This is a genomic window from Vreelandella halophytica, from assembly GCF_968193635.1.
Genome location: NZ_OZ309107.1, coordinates 1,584,169 through 1,602,893, shown reverse-complemented (window position 1 = coordinate 1,602,893; position 18,725 = coordinate 1,584,169). Strand labels below are relative to the sequence as shown.

At 60.4% G+C, this 18,725-nt stretch carries 21 protein-coding genes and 2 tRNA genes; 7 read left to right on the top strand and 16 right to left on the bottom strand.

Annotated elements, in window-relative coordinates:
- Window positions 1-5: 5 nt before the first annotated feature.
- From nagZ to ACWHXT_RS07595, 3 genes are all read right to left on the bottom strand, one after another.
- Window positions 6-1,016: a beta-N-acetylhexosaminidase gene (gene nagZ / locus ACWHXT_RS07605; RefSeq protein WP_447957817.1), complete on the bottom strand. Its 1,011-nt coding sequence runs from the start codon at window positions 1,014-1,016 to the stop codon at window positions 6-8.
- A 65-nt stretch (window positions 1,017-1,081) separates the two neighbouring features.
- The gene (locus ACWHXT_RS07600) at window positions 1,082-1,609 is read right to left on the bottom strand and encodes a L,D-transpeptidase family protein (protein WP_447957816.1); all 528 of its coding nucleotides are present in this window, start codon (window positions 1,607-1,609) and stop codon (window positions 1,082-1,084) included.
- Entirely contained in the window at window positions 1,587-2,264 is a 678-nt protein-coding gene (locus tag ACWHXT_RS07595) for a TetR/AcrR family transcriptional regulator (RefSeq protein WP_447928873.1), read from the bottom strand. The genes ACWHXT_RS07600 and ACWHXT_RS07595 overlap by 23 nt, the downstream gene beginning before the upstream one ends.
- Before the next feature lie 219 nt (window positions 2,265-2,483).
- On the opposite strand from ACWHXT_RS07595, the gene lexA reads away from it, so the two are divergent.
- Window positions 2,484-3,158, top strand: a complete 675-nt coding sequence (lexA, locus tag ACWHXT_RS07590) for a transcriptional repressor LexA (RefSeq protein WP_447928872.1) — start codon at window positions 2,484-2,486, stop codon at window positions 3,156-3,158.
- Window positions 3,159-3,222: 64 nt separating this feature from the next.
- Here lexA and purU read toward each other — a convergent pair whose 3' ends face one another.
- On the bottom strand, window positions 3,223-4,077 hold the full coding sequence (purU, locus tag ACWHXT_RS07585; RefSeq protein ID WP_447528589.1) for a formyltetrahydrofolate deformylase: 855 nt from the start codon (window positions 4,075-4,077) through the stop codon (window positions 3,223-3,225).
- 266 nt (window positions 4,078-4,343) lie between these two features.
- Between purU and ACWHXT_RS07580 the strand changes: the two genes are divergently transcribed.
- Window positions 4,344-5,918, top strand: a complete 1,575-nt coding sequence (locus ACWHXT_RS07580; protein WP_447957815.1) for a ribonuclease J — start codon at window positions 4,344-4,346, stop codon at window positions 5,916-5,918.
- Window positions 5,919-5,922: 4 nt separating this feature from the next.
- Here the strand turns inward: ACWHXT_RS07580 and moaE are convergent, their stop codons facing one another.
- The 10 genes from moaE to ACWHXT_RS07530 all read right to left on the bottom strand — a co-directional run bounded on the left by moaE (window position 5,923) and on the right by ACWHXT_RS07530 (window position 13,657).
- Window positions 5,923-6,384, bottom strand: a complete 462-nt coding sequence (moaE, locus tag ACWHXT_RS07575; protein WP_447957814.1) for a molybdopterin synthase catalytic subunit MoaE — start codon at window positions 6,382-6,384, stop codon at window positions 5,923-5,925.
- Window positions 6,385-7,179, bottom strand: a complete 795-nt coding sequence (moaC, locus tag ACWHXT_RS07570) for a cyclic pyranopterin monophosphate synthase MoaC (RefSeq protein WP_447957813.1) — start codon at window positions 7,177-7,179, stop codon at window positions 6,385-6,387.
- A 4-nt stretch (window positions 7,180-7,183) separates the two neighbouring features.
- On the bottom strand, window positions 7,184-7,723 hold the full coding sequence (gene mobB / locus ACWHXT_RS07565) for a molybdopterin-guanine dinucleotide biosynthesis protein B (protein WP_447957812.1): 540 nt from the start codon (window positions 7,721-7,723) through the stop codon (window positions 7,184-7,186).
- A 28-nt stretch (window positions 7,724-7,751) separates the two neighbouring features.
- Window positions 7,752-8,981, bottom strand: coding sequence for a uracil-xanthine permease family protein (locus ACWHXT_RS07560; protein ID WP_447957811.1), 1,230 nt, complete (start codon window positions 8,979-8,981; stop codon window positions 7,752-7,754).
- 130 nt (window positions 8,982-9,111) lie between these two features.
- Window positions 9,112-9,741 carry a uracil phosphoribosyltransferase gene (upp, locus tag ACWHXT_RS07555; protein WP_447528583.1) on the bottom strand — a complete coding sequence of 210 codons (630 nt, stop codon included), beginning with the start codon at window positions 9,739-9,741 and terminating at the stop codon, window positions 9,112-9,114.
- A 79-nt stretch (window positions 9,742-9,820) separates the two neighbouring features.
- Window positions 9,821-10,504 (bottom strand): uracil-DNA glycosylase, encoded by a 684-nt coding sequence (gene ung, locus ACWHXT_RS07550; RefSeq protein WP_447957810.1) that lies wholly within the window; start codon window positions 10,502-10,504, stop codon window positions 9,821-9,823.
- 1 nt (window position 10,505) lies between these two features.
- On the bottom strand, window positions 10,506-10,985 hold the full coding sequence (gene gpt / locus ACWHXT_RS07545; RefSeq protein ID WP_447528581.1) for a xanthine phosphoribosyltransferase: 480 nt from the start codon (window positions 10,983-10,985) through the stop codon (window positions 10,506-10,508).
- A gap of 8 nt (window positions 10,986-10,993) precedes the next feature.
- A complete protein-coding gene (locus ACWHXT_RS07540) occupies window positions 10,994-11,539 on the bottom strand; it encodes an adenine phosphoribosyltransferase (protein WP_447957809.1) in 546 nt (181 codons plus the stop codon).
- Window positions 11,540-11,577: 38 nt separating this feature from the next.
- The gene (locus ACWHXT_RS07535; protein WP_447928865.1) at window positions 11,578-12,876 is read right to left on the bottom strand and encodes an NCS2 family permease; all 1,299 of its coding nucleotides are present in this window, start codon (window positions 12,874-12,876) and stop codon (window positions 11,578-11,580) included.
- Window positions 12,877-13,036: 160 nt separating this feature from the next.
- A complete protein-coding gene (locus ACWHXT_RS07530; protein WP_447957808.1) occupies window positions 13,037-13,657 on the bottom strand; it encodes a riboflavin synthase subunit alpha in 621 nt (206 codons plus the stop codon).
- Between the two features lie 419 nt (window positions 13,658-14,076).
- Here ACWHXT_RS07530 and ACWHXT_RS07525 point away from each other — a divergent pair, with 419 nt between their 5' ends.
- From ACWHXT_RS07525 to ACWHXT_RS07510, 4 genes are all read left to right on the top strand, one after another.
- Window positions 14,077-15,120: a methionine ABC transporter ATP-binding protein gene (locus ACWHXT_RS07525; RefSeq protein WP_447928863.1), complete on the top strand. Its 1,044-nt coding sequence runs from the start codon at window positions 14,077-14,079 to the stop codon at window positions 15,118-15,120.
- Complete coding sequence (locus ACWHXT_RS07520) at window positions 15,101-15,754, top strand: methionine ABC transporter permease (protein WP_447895839.1); 654 nt, start codon at window positions 15,101-15,103, stop codon at window positions 15,752-15,754. Before ACWHXT_RS07525 ends, ACWHXT_RS07520 begins: the two co-directional genes overlap by 20 nt.
- Before the next feature lie 104 nt (window positions 15,755-15,858).
- On the top strand, window positions 15,859-16,653 hold the full coding sequence (locus ACWHXT_RS07515) for a MetQ/NlpA family ABC transporter substrate-binding protein (RefSeq protein ID WP_447928862.1): 795 nt from the start codon (window positions 15,859-15,861) through the stop codon (window positions 16,651-16,653).
- Between the two features lie 94 nt (window positions 16,654-16,747).
- Window positions 16,748-17,227: a GAF domain-containing protein gene (locus ACWHXT_RS07510; protein WP_447928861.1), complete on the top strand. Its 480-nt coding sequence runs from the start codon at window positions 16,748-16,750 to the stop codon at window positions 17,225-17,227.
- 65 nt (window positions 17,228-17,292) lie between these two features.
- Here ACWHXT_RS07510 and ACWHXT_RS07505 read toward each other — a convergent pair.
- A tRNA-Val gene (locus ACWHXT_RS07505) sits at window positions 17,293-17,369 on the bottom strand.
- Window positions 17,370-17,393: 24 nt separating this feature from the next.
- Window positions 17,394-17,470, bottom strand: a tRNA-Val gene (locus ACWHXT_RS07500).
- Window positions 17,471-17,640: 170 nt separating this feature from the next.
- Here ACWHXT_RS07500 and ACWHXT_RS07495 point away from each other — a divergent pair.
- Entirely contained in the window at window positions 17,641-18,711 is a 1,071-nt protein-coding gene (locus tag ACWHXT_RS07495) for an endonuclease/exonuclease/phosphatase family protein (RefSeq protein WP_447957807.1), read from the top strand.
- Window positions 18,712-18,725: the final 14 nt, after the last annotated feature.

Sequence of the window (18,725 nt, the reverse complement as noted above, 5' to 3'; positions counted from 1 at the left end):
GCGGGCTAGTCGGCCAGCTCGCTCAGGCGTGCATTGGCGCGGCGCCAGCGCTTGAGCGCGGGCAACGCCGCGAGATCCGGCCGGGCGCGGGCGTAGCGAAGCTTGCCGGCGCGTTTGCTCTCGAGCCCCTGACAATGGGCGACCACCTCGAGCGCGGCGCCACGATCATTACATACCAGCAGCATGTCGCAGCCGGCAGCCAGCGCGGCGCGGGCGCGCTCCACCGGCCCGCCGGCCACGTGGGCACCGGCCATGGTCAAATCGTCGGAGAAGATCGCCCCCTTGAAGCCCAGTGACTCTCTGAGCATTCCGAGCCAGTTCGGCGAGAAGCCCGCCGGGCGCTGATCGAAAGCGCTAAAGACCACATGGGCGGGCATGACGCCGTCGAGCTGGGCGGCAAGGCGGGTGAAAGGCACCAGATCCCGCGCCTTGAGCTCGCTTAGCGGGCGCGGGTCGTCGGCAAAGCTATGATGGGTGTCGGCTTCGATGCCGCCGTGGCCGGGAAAGTGTTTGCCTACCGCGGCCATACCCGCTTCGTGCAGGCCCTGAATGAAGCGTCCGCCGAGCTCGGCGACGTGCTCGGGGTCCTGACTGAAGCTTCGATCGCCGATCACGCTGGAAACCCCGCTTTCGACATCGAGCACCGGGGCGAAGCTAATATCGAGCCCGCAGGCCGCCATCTCCATGCCCAGCAGCCAGCCGGCATCGATGGCCAGCTGTATCCCGGCATCCGCGTCTTGGGCGTAGACCTCACCAATGCGCGCCATCGCGGGAAGCCGCGTAACGCCTTTTTTGATGCGCTGAACGCGCCCGCCTTCCTGGTCGATGCCCAGCAGCAGATCGGGCCTTAGCCGGCGAATGCTTTGGCAAAGCGCGCTGACCTGCTCGGCACTTTCTACGTTGCGCGCAAACAAAATGACCCCGCCCACGGCGGGGTCGGCCAACAAGGCTTTTTCAGCTTGCGTGATAGCGGGCCCTTCGAGGTCGAGCATGACCGGGCCTGGCGGTTGCGTCATCGGCTTGCATCCAATAAAACGGCCGCCAATTCTAGTCGATCGGCGGCCTTAAACAAAATCCGGGGTTAAAGCCCCGCGGCGTTGAGCCACACCGGGGTGCCTGGGGCTGCGAAAGCGAACACCGCGAGCAAATCGTCATTGCGCAGGCGAATGCAGCCGTGGGAGGCGGCGATACCCATGGGCTGGTCTGGCGGCGTGCCGTGCAGATAGATATAGCGGCGCTGGGAGTCGGTCTGGCCTGCGCGGTTAACGCCGCGCTCGAGCCCGCAAAGCCAGAGAATACGCGTCAGAATCCAGTCGCGCTGGGGATTCTGCGCGCCCAGCGCCGGGGTAAAGACTTCGCCGGTGAAGCGCCGCCCGCGAAATACCGCATTTTCCGGCAGGCCTTCGCCAATCGCGGCGCGCACGTAGTGCCAGCCACGGGGCGTCTGACCACTGCCCTCGTTTTGCCCTACGCCGTTTTCACCGGTCGAAACGGCGCACTCGTGTACCACCGCTTGGCCCTGCCAGCAGCGCAGGCGCTGGGTGGCGAGGTCGACTTCGACCCAAGGGCCATCGACGGGAGGAAGCTCAGCCAGATTGGGCGTCAGCATACGCAGGCTCCTCCAAAGCGGGGGGAAGCGGCGCGTTCATGGCGGAAACCACCACCGGGCGTAGCCGCCGGACAAGATCGCGCACCGAAACCTGCTCGTTGTACTCCTTGGCGGCAATATCGCGCAGCGCATCGAGCCCGGAAAGCGTGAAGATCACCGTGCCCAGCATGAAGTGCAGCCGCCAGAAGCGTTCCGCGTCGGGAAGCTCCGGCGTTGCCCGACGAACGAGCTCGACGAAACGGGTGAACACATCGCCGTACTGCTGCTGAATATAGCGGCGCAGATGCCCCTGGGCCTGGCTATAGGCCAAACCCAAAAGGCGCATGAAAACCTTGAGGCTATTGCGCTCGGCGGGCACCGTCAGCACCGTGGTCGCCATGGCCTCGAGCAGCACTTCGAGGGGAATGTCCTCCTCGCCGTAGCGCTCGTGCAGCGCGTCCAGGGCTTCGTGAAAGCGCTGGCTGAAAGGATCGAGATAGCGCGCGAATACGGCCTGAATCAGCGCTTTCTTGGAACCGAAGTGGTAGTTCACGGCGGCCAGATTCACCCGTGCCTTGCTGGTGATATTACGAAGCGAGGTCTCGGCAAAGCCGCGTTCAGCGAACAGCACCTCCGCAGTATCCAGGATACGCGTGACCGTATCAGATTGCGCCATGGCGCCCTCCAGAAAAACGAGTGTTTAAAACATCGCAAAATAGTAGGCCATTAACGCGCCAGTCTCAATCGCCAGAAAGGGTGAACTCCCTCACTCGATGCTCGAACGGCTTTATAATCCGTGGCTTGAGTCATATACTGGACAGAGGAACATACTGTATACTTAAACACATATATATCGAGTCACCTTTTTAGTTACCCTTTTACGCTGGAGTCAGACATGTCCCGTCCTCTTACAGTACGTCAACAGCACGTTTTTGACTTTATCGTTAAAACCATGAATGAGCTTGGCTACCCGCCCACCCGGGCCGAGATCGCCAAGGCTTTGGGCTTTCGCTCACCCAACGCGGCGGAAGAACACCTTCGCGCCCTCGAGCGCAAAGGCGCGATTCGTATCATTCGCCACACTTCCCGGGGTATTCGCCTACCCAACCAGGAAGGCACCGAAACCAGTGAGCCGGCGCCGGCTGCCAACGAAAGCGGCGAAACGCCGGCAAACGGCTTGCCCATCATTGGCGAAGTCGCTGCGGGCAACCCGATTCTGGCCGCCGAGCACATCGACCGCTACTGCCCGCTTCCGGCGGACTACTTCACGCCCAAGGCGGACTACCTGCTGCGCGTGCGCGGGCTTTCGATGAAAGATATCGGCATTCTGGAAGGCGACCTGCTCGCCGTGCACCGCACCGAGCGGGTACGCGACGGCCAGATCGTGGTGGCACGCCTTGAAGACGAAGTCACCGTCAAACGCTTCAAGCGCGACGGCCATCAGGTAACGCTACTGGCTGAAAACAGCGACTTCGACCCGATCGAAATCGACCTGCGCACCCAGCAGCTCGATATCGAAGGTGTGGGCGTAGGCGTGATTCGCGGCGGCAGCGGCCAAGCGCTCGGCTAAGCCACTCGCCTGTTTGAACGTCGTATAAAAAGCGGGGGGCACTCATCAGTGCCCCCCGCTTTTTTTAGTTAAAGACGACGGTCTTGTTGCCGTCGATCAGCACCCGGTCTTCCAGATGCCAGCGAATCCCCCTCGCCAGCACCGATTTTTCCACGTCGCGGCCAAAGCGCACCAGATCCGTCGGGGTATGGCAGTGGCTAACCCGATGAATGTCCTGCTCGATGATCGGGCCGGCATCCAGCTCCTCGGTCACGTAGTGGCAGGTCGCACCGATCAGCTTAACGCCCCGCGCGTAAGCCTGGTGGTAAGGCTTGGCACCGGCAAACGAGGGCAAAAAGCTGTGATGGATGTTGATGACCTGGCCCGCGTAGCGGCTACAAAGCGCCGGCGGCAGAATCTGCATGTAGCGCGCCAGCACGATGCAGTCCGCCTCGAGCGCCTCGATTTGCGCCTGTACCGCATCGAACGAGGCCTGCTTGTCGCCTGGGTCGACCGCAATGTGAAAGTAAGGAATCTGGTACCACTCACTCAGCGCGCGCATATCCGGGTGGTTGGAGATGATCCCCACGATGTTGCAGTCGAGCTCGCCGGCCTGCCAGCGGTAAAGCAGGTCGACCAGGCAGTGGGACTCTTTTGAGACCATGATCACCACGTTGCGCCGCTTTTGCGTATCCACCAGCGCCCACTGCATGTCGAAGGCGCTGGCGATCGGCGAGAACGCCTCTTCGAGCGCCTCGGCGGTCATACCGATGGAATCGGCAAGAATCTCGTAACGCATGAAAAACCGGCCCGTTTGCAGATCCGAATGCTGGCTTGCCTCGGTGATGGAGCCGCCATGCTGGGCGATGAAGCTGGAGACACGCGCCACAATGCCCACTTGGTCCGGGCAGGAAACCACTAAACGGTAGTAATGCGACATAAATACACTCAATATAAACACGATTTTAAAAATGCCAGGCCTTGTCCGCCATGAAGGGGGTCGTGGCGCTGAGCAAGGGCGCTAGTGTAGCGCAAGCGGGCCTGGCTGGCATCGCCATGATTGTTAGCCGCCCCCGCCTTACCGTATAGTTAAAGCCTTACTTTTCAGGCTGTTCATAATCAATGGATCCATCTCGCGTTCAACTTCGTCCCCGCCGCCGTCCACCCTTGCGCATACTGCCGCTTGGCGGCTGTGGTGAAATAGGAATGAACCTGACGCTTTATGGTTATGACGGTCACTGGATCGCCATTGATTGCGGCATGATGATTCGCCAGGATCTGCCCAGCGCCCCGCTTCAGGTGCCCAATACCCAGACCCTGGCCGAGCTCGATATCACCCCCCAGGCGCTCTTCATCACCCACGGCCATGAAGACCATATCGGCGCGGTCGCCTGGCTTTGGCCGAAGTGGCAGTGCCCGATTTACGCCACTCCCCTGGCCGCCGGCCTTTTACGCCACAAGTTTGCCGAACACAGTTTGAGCAGCGCCGCCATTCACGTGATCGAACCCAATGAGGCGCTGGAGCAGGGCCCGTTCACGCTTCGCTATCTGTTGATGACGCACTCGATTCCCGAAAGCTGCGCCATCATGATGCTGGCCGGGGGCTACCGGGTCCTTCACACCGGCGACTGGAAACTCGACCCCGCGCCGCTGATCGGCCCAAGCGTCAATCCCGCCCACTTTCAGGCACTGGCACCGCTGGACCTCGTCGTCGGCGACTCGACCAACGCCCCGCTCCCCGGCACCGCGGGCAGCGAAGGCGATGTCGCAAAAGCGCTCACCCGAACGCTAAAGGCGTGCAAGGGCCGCGTCGTGGTCTCCTGCTTTGCCAGCAACCTGGCGCGCGTGTGGGCGATTGGCCAGGCGGCGGCGCAGAGTGGACGGCGGGTGAGCCTGATGGGCCGCTCCATGGAGCGTATGGTGGGTGTCGCCCGTGGGCTTGGCTATCTGGACGACTTCCCGGCGCTGGTCCCGCCCCAGGATTTGGGCTACCTGCCGCCGGATGAAGTCGTCGTGATCGCCACGGGCAGCCAGGGCGAGCCCCGCGCAGCACTGCAGCGCCTGGCCCAGGGGCGTCACCCCTTCATGGACCTGGAAGCGGGCGATAACGTGATTTTCTCCGCCAAGGCCATTCCCGGCAACGAACGCCCGATTGCCCAGCTCAAACGCCGCTTTACCCAACTGGGCGTGACGCTTTTTGACGAAACCAATCACCCGGAACTCCACGCCACCGGCCACCCGGCCCAGCAAGAGCTCAAAACGCTCTATCGCTGGATAAGGCCCAAGGCGCTGCTGCCAGTTCACGGCGAAGCGGTCCATCAAAAGGCCCACCAGGCGCTGGCCGAAGAGCTCGGTATCAAGGCGCCACTCGCCCCGGTCAACGGCGATATGCTGGCAATGGACAACGAAGGCATTCGGGTCGAGGCGCGCTACCCGCAGCTACCCCACGTGGTGGATCAAAACAGCGTGACGCCTCACCCAGGCCTTGGGGCAGAGTCGAACAGCGCCCGGCGCGGCACGCTGTTTTTGGCGCTGCCGGTATGCGCCACCGATACGGGCTGGCAGCGTATCGGCCGCTTGATGCTCGACGCGAGCGGGGCAAGCCCCATCGATGAAGAGAGCTTTAGCGACTGGCTCGACGAGCGCCTCGATGAAATACACGCCGACACCCTGGCCGAGCTTCGCGAGGCGCTTACCCCCGGCATGGTTCACTGGCTGGGGGAACACTGCCAGCACATGCCGGAAGTCCATTTGCAAATCATGGCGACCGAGGCGCCTTGACGCCTCACCAGCGCGCCGCGTCCTGCTGGTCGCTTGCGCGCTCCTTCACCCAGTAATCGCCCTGGGTGGAATGCTCCTTTTTCCAGAAAGGCGCGCGGGTCTTTAAAATATCCATGATGAAATCGCAGGCGCTGAACGCGTCTCGCCGGTGGGCACTGGCCACCAGCACCCGCACGATCGGGTCCCCTGGGTGCAGTTGCCCTACCCGGTGGATGATCACCACCTTCTGCAGCGCCCAGCGTGACAACGCCTCTTCGCCAATCTGGTAAAGCGCGCGCTCGGTCATTCCCGGGTAGTGTTCAAGGGTCAGCCCGGTCACCTCGGGGGTTTCGTTGAAATCACGCACCAACCCGGTAAAGGTCACTACGGCGCCGATGTCAAAGCGGTTTTCAAGCGTCGCGGTATAGCCCTCGTCGAGGCTAAACGCCGCCTCCTGTATGGCCACACTGATCAATGAGTCGCTCATTCAGCCCCCGGTCACCGGTGGAAAAAAGGCTATCTCGTCACCGTCGGTGATCGGCGCGGTGTCGTTGGCCATGACCTGATTGATGGCGCACAGCGTACGCTGCTCCTTCAATACGCTAAAACGCGTATCCTTCTCGGCCAGCACCGTTTTGAGCCCGGCTACATCGCGGCTTTCAAGCGCATCGAGGGAGAACGACACCTCGCTATGCCCGACCCGCTCACGAAGCTCGGCCAGGAACTTGACCCGCACGCAGGGCGATACCGTACAGCGCTCACCGACGCTGACCTCCCCGGGCGTGCCTTCTCCGGTTACGATCGGCGCCGCGCTACGTTGATAATCGCCGCGTACGCCGCCGCGCTTGCTCTCGAGCTGAATCGCGTCGATGCGCATCTCCTTGTCGACGGCCTTGCACATGTCGTAAAGCGTCAAGCACGCCACCGAGACCGCCGTCAGCGCCTCCATCTCGACACCGGTGCGCCCATTCAACCGGCAAAGCGCGTGTACATCGACCGCGCCCTCCTGCCAGTCGATATCGAAATCGATGCTCACCTTGCTAAGCGCCAGCGAATGGCAAAGTGGAATCAGATCGGACGTGCGTTTAGCGGCCTGGATACCCGCGATACGCGCCGTGGCCAATACATCGCCTTTGGGCAGCTCACCGTCGCTCAAAAGCCTTAACGTTGCCGGGGCCATGACGATGCGCCCCGACGCCACCGCTTCCCGGCGCGACGCCTCTTTATCGGCGATATCCACCATGTTGGCTTCGCCGTGGGTGTTCAGGTGGGTCAGCTGCATATCGTTACCTTTTGTCGTCACGGGACGCGCGGGACCATTGAAGGATCCAGCGCGCAATCTCATCGATGTTATCAAGGTTTAGCCGCGGGATAGAAGCGTCCAGCGTCTCGGGCGGCTCGCCTTTTAGCGCCACCGCTTTGAGACCGTCGCTTTGCAGGATAGCCGGGTCGCCGATACCGTCGCGATAGAGAATCAATTTGGGCAGCGGCCAATCCTTGAAGCCTTCGACGATGACCAGATCCGGCGCGTGGGCGGTCATCAGTGAAAGCAAATGGCCAAGGTCCGGCTCGTCCTGGCCCGGTGTCTCCTGCATCAAGGCGTAGCGCCGGTGTGAAGCCACCAGCATGGGCGCGGCGCCGGCCTCGCGAAGCCGGTAGCTATCCTTGCCGGGCTTGTCGATGTCGAAGTTGTGGTGGGCGTGCTTGATCACCCCTACATCGAGCCCCGCCTCGCGCAAGCGCGGCAGAAGCTTCGTCAAAAGCGTGGTCTTACCCGTCGAGCTCCAGGCGGCTATGCCGAGCACGGGAAAAGGCGTTTTTATCATTTCCAGGGAGATCTCCTTTGACCCAGCCTCAGGCAAGCTCTTTTTCCGGTGGCAGCAGCGCGTTCAGCGCAATACCGACGAGCGCGGCCAAACTAACGCCCTGTAGCGTAAACTGCCCGCCCCCGAACTGCATACCGCCAATCCCGAAGACCAGAATAAGCGAGACGACCACCAGGTTGCGCGGCGCGGTGAGCGACTGCCCCGCGCGCACCAGCGTATTCATGCCCACCACCGCAATCGAGCCGAACAGCAATGTCATGATACCCCCCATGACCGGGCCGGGAATGGTCTGCAAAAGCGCGCCCAATTTGCTGATGAAGGCCAGCAAAATGGCCAATACCGCCGCCACGATCATGTACACCGGGTTGAACGCCCTGGTCAGCGTGACCGCGCCGGTCACTTCGGAATAGGTGGTGTTGGGTGGCCCGCCGAACAGCGCCGCCACGCAGGTCGCCAGGCCGTCGCCCAACAGCGTACGGTGAAGCCCGGGCTTTTCCAGATAGTTTTCCCGGGTGACCGAGCCGATCGCCACCATGTCACCAATGTGCTCGACCGCCGGGGCGATGGCCACGGGGATCATGAACAGTATCGCCGCCCAGTGAAAGCTCGGCGCGTTAAAGGCCGGCACCGAAAGCCAGCGCGCCTGTTGAATGGGCGTAAAGTCCACTACCCCCATGACCAGCGAGAGCGCGTAGCCGGTAGCGACCCCGCCCATGATCGGCACCAGCCGCAAAAGCCCGCGGCCGAACACCGCCAGCACCAGCGTGACCGCCAGGCTCGCCATGGAGAGAAAGATCGCCTGACCATAGCCGATGTGATCGCTGGTTTCTCCGGTTGCCATACTCACCGCCACCGGCGCCAGCGCCAAACCAATCACCATGATGACCGGCCCCACCACTACCGGCGGCAGCAGTCGATTCAGCCAGCCCGTGCCTTTGATACGCACCACTTGAGAGATAACGGTATAAACGATGCCGGCAGCCATCAACCCACCAAGCGTGGCGGAGACGCCAAAGCTTGCAATCGAGCCTTGAATAGGCGCGATAAACGCAAAAGAAGAGGCCAAAAAAACCGGCACACTCTGTTTGGTCACGCTGTGAAAGACCAGCGTGCCGACACCGGCGGTAAACAGCGCAACGCTTGGGTCGAGCCCGGTCAATAGCGGTACCAGCACCAGCGCGCCAAAGGCGACGAACAACATTTGCGCCCCGGTCAACAGCGTTTTGGGCCAGCCCTCTTGTGATGATTCAGTGCTCATGCAGCGTCCTTAACGTTCATTGGGTCGCCCATCAGGGCAGGCTTGTCAGGGGAGTGGGTACCGGGGCGTTTTTCGCGCCCAAAAAAATGCCCCCGACGCAAAGCGTAAGGGGCATTTCAAGGCAGCGCGCTTAGCGCGTGCCGAATATTTTGTCGCCGGCATCGCCAAGGCCCGGCACGATATAGCCGTTTTCGTCGAGGCGCTCATCGACGGACGCGGTGTAGATCTCGATATCCGGGTAGTCTTTTTGTACGCGCTCAATGCCTTCGGGTGCTGCGACCAGCACGATCACTTTCATGCTGTCGCAGCCCCGCTCGCGTAGCATATCCAGCGTTGCCACCATCGAGCCACCGGTCGCGAGCATTGGGTCGATCACGATCGCCATACGCTCTTCGATGTCGTTGGCGAACTTGGCAAAGTACGGTACCGGCTGAAGCGTCTCTTCATCGCGGTAAAGTCCGACGACGCTGACCCGGGCGCTGGGAATCAGGTCGGTGACTCCTTCGAGCATGCCAAGGCCTGCGCGCAGAATCGGCACGACGGTCACCTTTTTGCCTTTCAAACGCCGCGTCGCGATGGCTTCGCCGTTCCACCCTTCGATCTGATGGTCTTCGACCTCGAGATCCTTGGTGGCCTCGTAGGTCAGTAGCTTGGCGACTTCACCTGCCAGCTCGCGAAAGCTCTTGGTGCTCAAACCGCCTTCCCGCATGAGCCCCAATTTATGCTGAACAAGCGGATGATCAATGGCGTGGACACTCATGAAACTACCTCACTGCAGGGTTAAAAGCGCTCGGCTAGCGCAAAATTGCGCGCCATTCTACCCGCAACCGCCCCCAAGGTTAAGGGGTGGCGGGTAATTGCCATTCGATTACCGGGCGTCCCTGCTCGGCCAGAAACTGGTTCGCCTGGGAGAAGTGGCGATTACCCAGAAAGCCGCGGTGCGCGGAAAGCGGCGACGGGTGTGGCGATTCCAAAATCAAATGGCGCGTTCGATCGATCAGCGCTTTCTTCTGACGGGCGTGGCTGCCCCAGAGTAGAAACACGCAAGGCCCGGCGTGTTCGCTGACCGTCTTGATCGTCGCATCGGTAAAATTCTCCCACCCCTTGCCCCGGTGGGAGGCCGCGTTACCCTTCTCGACCGTCAGGGCGGTGTTCAAAAGCAGCACGCCTTGCTTCGCCCAGGGCTCCAAAAAACCGTGATTTACCCGCGTGAAGCCCACGTCGCTTTCAAGCTCTTTATAGATATTGAGCAGCGACGGCGGCACCTGAACCTCGGGCTTGACCGAAAAGCAGAGCCCGTGGGCCTGGTCGGGGCCGTGGTAAGGATCCTGGCCCAGAATGACGACTTTCACCTCCTCCAAAGGCGTGAGCTCGAAGGCGCGAAACCAGTTGGACGAGTGCGGATAGATGACCTTTTTAGCCGCTTTCTCATCGGCCAGAAACGCTTTTAGCGCGGCCATGTAATCCGCCTGGAACTCCTGGCCGAGCCATTGGCTCCAGTCCTTGGGTAGAGGGTCGGTCATATCATTTCTTCAATTGATCGGCGAGCGGTTCGACATAGGCGATGCCCATGTCCCAGGGAAACTGAATCCAGCAGTTCTGGCCCACTTCCGTGAGGTACTGATCGACCAACGGGCGGCCGTCGGGCTTGGCGTAAATGGTAACGAAGTGGGCATTGGGCAGCATTTCACGCACGGCCCGGGCGGTTTTACCGGTATCGACCAGGTCGTCCACTAAAAGCCAGCCCTCGCCGTCGTGGTCCACGCCCTTCATGATATCGAGCCCGCCCTGATCCATATGATCGTAGCTTTTGATACAGACCGTGTCGATCAGGCGGATATTGAGCTCGCGGGCGATCAGCGCGGCAGGAATCAACCCGCCCCGGGTGATCGCCACGATACCCTTGAAATCGCGCTCGATCAGTTGGTGGCAAAGGGCCCGAACGTCGCGATGGATCTGGTCCCAGGAGACCGTGAAGTGCTGGTGATAGCGTTCGCTGCTCATGGGAGGCGTTACTCGTCTTCGTTAAATGAACATACCGCGAACACGCCAAAGCCAGCGTCGCGAATCTTTTGAGAGCCGCCGAGTTCGGGCAGATCGACGATCGTCGAGGTCTCGACTACCTGACCGCCACAGCGCTGAATCAGGTTGGCGGCGGCCAGCATCGTGCCACCGGTCGCGATCAAGTCGTCCATCAGCAAAATCCGGTCACCCTTTTCGAACGCGTCGGAGTGAAGCTCCACTTCCGCGGCGCCGTATTCGAGAGTGTAGGTTTCGCTAACCGTTTTGAACGGAAGCTTGCCCTTTTTACGTACCGGCACGAAGCTGCAACCAAGCTCATAAGCCAGCGGTGCGCCGATGATGAAACCGCGCGCGTCGATCGCCGCAATGGCATCCAGATTCATGTCCTGATAGCGGTGTACGAAGCTATCGATCAGTTTACGAAAGGCTGAGCTGTTTTGCAGCAAAGGCGTGATGTCACGAAAATTGACACCCTGCTCGGGCCAGTCGGGAACCGTGCGAATAACGGACTTGATGTAGTCGCCGTAAATGCTCATCGCGTCTCTCATTGGTTAATACAAAGCCGGGCCAACGCCTAGCCGAAGAATACGAATTTCACCGCAAACAGCAGCGCCAGAACGATCACCGCCGGATTGAGGTCCTTGAAGCGCCCGGAGAGCGTCTTGATACCGACAAAGCTCATAAAGCCCAGCGCGATGCCGTCGGCAATCGAGAACGTCAGCGGCATGGCAATCGCGGCGATCAGTACCGGCGCGGCGTCGGTGGGGTCTTCCCAGTTGGCATGGGCCAGGCTACCCGCCATCAGCACCGCCACATACAAAAGTGCTCCGGCGGTGGCGTAGGCCGGAATCGAGCCCGCCAGCGGCGCGAAGAACAGGCTGATCAAAAACATCACACCCACGACCACGGCGGTCAAGCCCGTGCGCCCGCCGGATGCGATACCTGCGGTGGATTCGATATAGCTGGTGGTGGTCGAGGTACCCAATACCGCACCGGCCATGGAAGCCGTGCTGTCGGCCATCATGGCGCGGCCAATGCGCGGAAGCTTACCGTCTTTATCCAAAAGCTTACCGCGATGGGCAACGCCGACCAGCGTACCGGAGGTGTCGAACAGGTCCACGAACAAAAAGGCAAAGATGACGCTGAGCATTGCCACGTCGAAAGCGCCGGCCAGGTCCATCGCCATGAAGGTCGGCGCGATGGACGGCGGCATCGACATCAGCCCGCCGTACTCGTTATGCCCCAGAAGCATGGCCGCAACGGTCACGCCCAGAATGCCGATCAGCACCGCGCCGGTAACGTTTAAGTAGGCAAGCGCGGTAATCACGAAAAAGCCGAGCAGCGCGTAAATGGCCGAAGGCTCGGAGAGATCGCCCATCGCGACCAGCGTTGCCGGATTGGCAACCACGATACCGGCGTTTTTAAGCGCGATCATCGCCAGAAAAAGCCCGATACCGGCGGCAATGCCCAAGCGCAGCGAAAGGGGTATGGCGTTGATGATCCATTCGCGAATCTTGAAAATACTCAGCAGGAAAAAGGTAAGACCCGAAAGAAATACCGCCCCGAGCGCCGCCTCCCAGGTATAGCCCATGCCCAGCACCACCCCGTAGGTGAAGAAGGCGTTGAGCCCCATACCCGGCGCCTGGGCAATGGGGTAGTTGGCCCAAAGACCCATGACGAAACAGCCAATGGCCGCCGCCACGCAGGTCGCCACGAACACCGCGCCGTAGTCCATCCCCGCTTCCGACAAAATGCTCGGGTTGACGAAGATGATGTACGCCATGGTCAAAAAAGTGGTGATGCCCGCGATCACCTCGGTTTTGACGTTGGTATTTTGCTCGGTGAGCTTGAAGTAGTTGTCCAAACCTTTCATATCGTTTTGTTCCCTGCGCCCGGTGATGCGAGAAAAGCCGCACAGTCTACCGAAAGCCCGAAAGCGATGCGAGCTTCGGCGCGCAGCCGATGAGTGCGGGCTTCCCCGCTCTGATTCTCCAGCAATTTTCAGGCCACTACTTAACCAACTGGTCAAAGCCTCAAGCGCGCGCCGCCAGCACCCGCTCGACGGTTTCCACGATGACCTGGGTTTGCGGGTCCACCTCGATGTTGACCTGGGCGCCGGGCAGGCGCTCTTTCAACACCGTGCGCTGTAGCGTTTCGGGAATTAGATTGACGCTGAACACGATGTTTTCACCCGCCGAGCGCACATCCCCCACCGTGAGACTGATACCGTCGACGCCGACATAGCCCTTCTCGAAAACGAAGCGCCCCAGGGTTTTGGGCAGCGAAAACCACAGCCGGCGGTTGTTGGGCGCCTCGTCGATGCCCACCACATCCGCCATGGCGATGATGTGCCCGGACATGGCGTGGCCGCCGATCTCGTCGCCAAAGCGCGCGGCGCGCTCTATATTGACGCAATCGCCAACGCTCAATGCACCAAGATTGGTCAATCGCAGCGTCTCGCGCATGAGATCAAAGCTTACCTTGTGGCCGTCGATGGCGGTAACGGTCAAGCACACCCCGTTATGCGACACCGAGGCGCCAAGCTCGAGCCCTTCGCAAAGCGCGGGCGAAAGCTCGACCACATGGGTTTGAAACGCTTCGAGCTCACGGATTTCGACAACCCGGCCAACGCCTTGCACAATGCCTGTAAACATTACTCCCCCTAACGCCCTGCGGGCCTGAACGTTTTGCAAACCGCCATTATCGCCTTTAACCCGCTTCAAGCTAAAGGCCCGAGTAGGGTTTATTGCTCCCGCCGGGTACGGTCGTCGTTTTTTCGAGCGCCTAACGGGCCCTAAAACGCTGCTTTGTGCGTCGAATGCTTTCGATTTGGCGCGGGTGGCGTTTTAGCGCCGCTTTAATTGACAAGCCGACAGGCCCTCTCTAGACTCTCGCCGCTAATAGTTTAGACGCCGATTTATACCCGGATTGCGGGCGTCCACCAGCCAAGCGCGGTGAAGTGCAGCTAAAAGGGTGTGTCCAGCGTCGATGGCCACCCCAAGGGGTGGCCTTATTTATTTTAAGCCCCTCCCCCTGCACTTCACGTCTTTGGCCTCACGTTAAGGCAGACGCCATGATAGAACTCAAAAACGTCAGTAAAACCTACGGCAGCGGCCCCCGCGCGGTCCACGCCCTGAAAAATGTCGATTTAACCGTCCCCCGGGGCGCCATTCACGGCGTGATCGGCCTGTCCGGCGCGGGTAAGTCAACGCTCATCCGTTGCGTCAACCTGCTCGAGCGGCCCAGCGAAGGTAGCGTGTTGGTCGATAACCGCGACATCACTCACCTTAGCCGGGGCGAGCTCAACCAGGCCCGCCATCGCATGGGCATGATCTTTCAGCACTTCAACTTGCTGACCACCCGCACGGTCTTCGACAACGTCGCCCTGCCCCTGGAGCTGATGGGCGAGAAGCGCCGCGGGATTAAAACCCGCGTGACGCCGCTTCTGGAGATGGTCGGCCTGGCGGACAAGGCAACGATGTACCCGGCCCAGCTCTCTGGCGGGCAGAAGCAGCGCGTGGCGATCGCCCGGGCGCTGGCGAGCAACCCCCACGTGCTGCTGTGCGACGAAGCGACCTCCGCCCTCGACCCGCAAACGACCAGCTCGATTCTCGAACTTCTGCGCGATATCAACCAAAAGCTCGGTATCACCATCTTGCTGATCACCCACGAAATGGAGGTCGTGAAATCGATTTGCCACCGGGTAAGCCTGATTTCCGGCGGCGAGCTGGTCGAAGACGCCGACGTGGGCGACTTCTTTACCGCCCCGACCACGGCCCTGGGCCGCGAGTTTCTCAACGACTTCTTGCAGCTAAGCCCGCCCAAGGAGCTCACCGCGCGGCTAAGCGACGTGCAAAGCCCCGATAGCCACCCGGTGGTGCGCCTGACGTTTTCCGGCGACGCGGTTTCGACGCCGCTGATTTCAAGGCTTGCCCGGGAGTGCGACGTCGACGTGAGTATTTTGCAGGCCAAGGTGGAGTCCATTCAGGAGCGCACCCTGGGGCTGATGATCGCCGAACTGCTCGGTAGCGCCGAGCAGACCCAAAAGGCGATGACCTATCTTCAAGCGCATCAACTACAGGTAGAGGTACTTGGCTATGTCCAGCGCGATGTTTGATCTTATCTGGCAGGCAACCCTGGACACGCTCTATATGGTGGCCATCTCCGGGGCGATCTCGACGCTGCTTGGCCTGCCGCTGGGCGTCCTTCTCTACGTGACCCGCCCGCGTCAGATTCTGGCCATGCCGGTGCTCAACCACGTGCTCAGCCTCGTCACCAACGTCGGCCGCTCGATTCCGTTCATCATTTTGATGGTGGCGATCATCCCCTTCACACGGATGCTGGTCGGCACCTCGATCGGCATCAACGCCGCCTCGGTGCCGCTGACGATCGCCGCTATCCCCTTCGTCGCCAGGTTGATCGAAGGGGCGCTCAACGAGCTCTCTCCGGGGCTTGTAGAGTCCGCCCAGGCGATGGGCGCCACCCCTTGGCAGATCATCTGCAAGGTACTGATCCCCGAAGCCCGGGGCGGTATCATTACCGGCCTTACGATCACCGTGGTCACGCTGGTCAGCTATTCGGCCATGGCCGGTGCGGTCGGCGGTGGGGGCCTTGGGGATTTAGGCATTCGCTACGGTTACAACCGCTTCAACCCGACCATCATGCTGACGACGGTGGTGATTCTGGTGGTGATGGTGCAAGGCTTTCAAAGTCTGGGCGACTATCTGGTGCGCAAAAGCGATCGCAAGTAGCCGGGCATTGAATAAAATCGCTATCGGCCATATAACCTGAAAGAATTATGCGCGGCTTTTTTATTGCTATAATATCGTCAAGATTCGCTTACAGGAGAACTCGCATGAAAAAACAGCTACTCACCGGACTGACCGCTTTGGCCCTGGCCGTTAACGTGGCCAACGCCCAGGAAGCCCGCAGCATCAAAATGGGCACCGTGGCCGGCCCGGAAACCGAGGTGATGGAAGTCGCCGCACGCATCGCAAAGGATGAGTACAACCTGGACGTCGAGATCATCGAGTTCACGGACTACGTGACGCCTAACGCCGCCCTTGCCGACGGCAGCCTCGACGCCAACGCGTATCAGCACGCGCCCTATCTCGAAACGATGAACAACGATCGCGGCTACGACCTAACGGTTGCCGGCTACACCTTCGTTTACCCGATCGGCGCCTACTCGGAAAAATTCGACAGCATCGACGATCTTCCGGACGGCGCGCAGATCGCCCTGCCCAACGACCCGACCAACGAAGGCCGTTCGCTGATTCTGATGCACAACGAAGGGTTGATCACACTCAACGACCCGGAGAATCTCGAAGCCACGCCGATCGACATCGCCGAAAACCCGCGCAACTTCCGCTTTCGCGAAATCGAAGCCGCGCAGCTGCCGCGCGTACTGCCGGACGTGGACATGGCGTTCATCAACAACACCTTCGCCCAGCCGGCCGGCCTGAGCCTGGAGGATGCGCTGGTGCGAGAAGGCGCCGAGTCCCCTTACGTCAACCTGATTGCGGTGCGTAGCGGCGACGAAGAGCGCGAAGAGATTCGTCAAATGGTCGACGCCTACCAGCGCGACGAAGTCATCGAAAAAGCCGAAGAGCTCTTCCAGGGCGGCGCCGTGCCGGGCTGGATCGAGTAACTCCAAGGCAAACTACCCAACGCCTCGTTTGGCGTGCTTTGAATGCACAAGGGCCGGCCGCAAGGCCGGCCTGCTCGTTTATAAGGAAAATGACATGGCTTACGTAGACTACGCCCTACTGAACCGCCAGCTCGACGCCCTGCTGGACACCTCAGACTGGCTGACCAACAGCGCCCAAACCAGCGCGTTCATCATGCAGTCGCTGGGTTCGCTCAACTGGGTCGGCTTTTACCTTCAACGCGAGCCCCAGGTGCTGCATCTGGGGCCGTTCCAGGGCAACCCCGCCTGCAACCCGATTCCCTTTAGCAAAGGCGTTTGCGGGGCCGCAGCGCGCACCCAAACCACCCAACGGGTAGACGACGTACACGCCGTTGCCGATCACATTGCCTGTGACGCGGCCTCCCAGTCGGAGCTGGTCGTGCCCATCGTGGTCGACGGCGCGACATGGGGCGTTCTGGACATCGACAGCCCCGAGCTCAACCGCTTTAGCCAGGAAGACCAGGCGGGCATCGAGGCGCTGGTAGCGACCTTTATTCGCAAGACCACGCTTGCGGCTCAAACCTCGGCGGTTTAAGCCTTGATCACCTAAGCGACCCAACGCAAAACGCCCCGACCTTTCGGCCGGGGCGTTTTTAAATTTGGTAGGACCAGGCGGATTTGAACCGCCGACCTCTACGATGTCAACGTAGCGCTCTAACCAACTGAGCTATGGTCCTTCAAGCAGGCACTTTAACGCAAAATGGTAGGACCAGGCGGATTTGAACCGCCGACCTCCACGATGTCAACGTGGCGCTCTAACCAACTGAGCTATGGTCCTTCAGTGCGGGGCGTATTCTACTTCTTCACAGCGTAATTGCAACCAGTTTTTTACCTCGTGACATTTTCATAGGGTGTTGAAAAGAAAGTTCTCTTTTACATCGACACGTCTTTCGCAACAAAGCTAAGCTTACCCCAAAGAGTTTCTTATCCTGAGTTAAGGGGGTTGATTTGCTGGAGTTCTTGTTTGCTGGCACGGCGGTGGCGCTCGTTCTTGCCACTTTAATGCCTCATATACCGCTTCGCTGGTGGTTCATTCGCAGCTTCGAATTCCCTCGTGTCCAGATCGCCCTGCTGGCCCTTTTGAACGCCCTGGTGGTCTACTTTTTTCTCGACACAGGGCCCTGGCGGTCGCTGTCGGGTATCTTTTCGTTTAGCGCGCTGGTCGTTCAGGTGGGCTACATTCTGCCCTGGACGAAAATCTGGCCCGTGGAGGTCAACGCCGCCGGCGACCCGCCGGAGGAGCAAACCGTTACGCTGTTGGTCGCGAACGTGCTGACGAGCAATCACAATACGCGCAAGCTCTTTCAAATGATCGAGGCGCACCAGCCGGATATCGTACTCACCCTGGAATCCGACCAGTGGTGGCAGGTACAGCTCGACACCGCACTGGACGAGCAGTGGCCCTATAGCGTCAAGATCCCGCTGGATAACCTGTACGGCATGCACCTCTACTCGCGGCTGGAACTGACCGATACAGAGGTCAAAAGGCTGATTCAGGAGGACATCCCGTCGATCCACACCTATGTGACGCTAAAAAATGGCGCAAGAATCCGCTTTTACGCGGTACACCCGCGCCCACCCGCCCCCAGCGAAAGCGATAAATCGCTCTGGCGGGACGCCGAGCTTTTATGGGTGGGTGAACGCATCCATGAAAAACCCGAACCGACCCTGGTGGCGGGGGATCTCAACGACGTCGCCTGGTCGCATACCACTCGCCGGTTTTGCCGCGTAGGTGGCATGCTCGACCCGCGCCGGGGCCGCGGCATGTTCAGCACTTTCCACGCAAGCTACCCCTTTTTACGCTGGCCGCTGGATCATATCTTCGTGACCGAGCATTTTACGTTGGTCGGCATGCGCCGCCTTGATGCCTTTGGCTCGGATCACTTCCCCATTCTGGCGACGTTTTGCTACTGCCCTTCGCAAAAAGACGAGCAAGAAACGCCACAGGCAAGCGAAAAGGAGCGTGAAGAAGCCGACGAGACCATCGTCGAGGGCAAGACGGAAAAGCAGGAGCGCTGATCCGCCTTGCGATG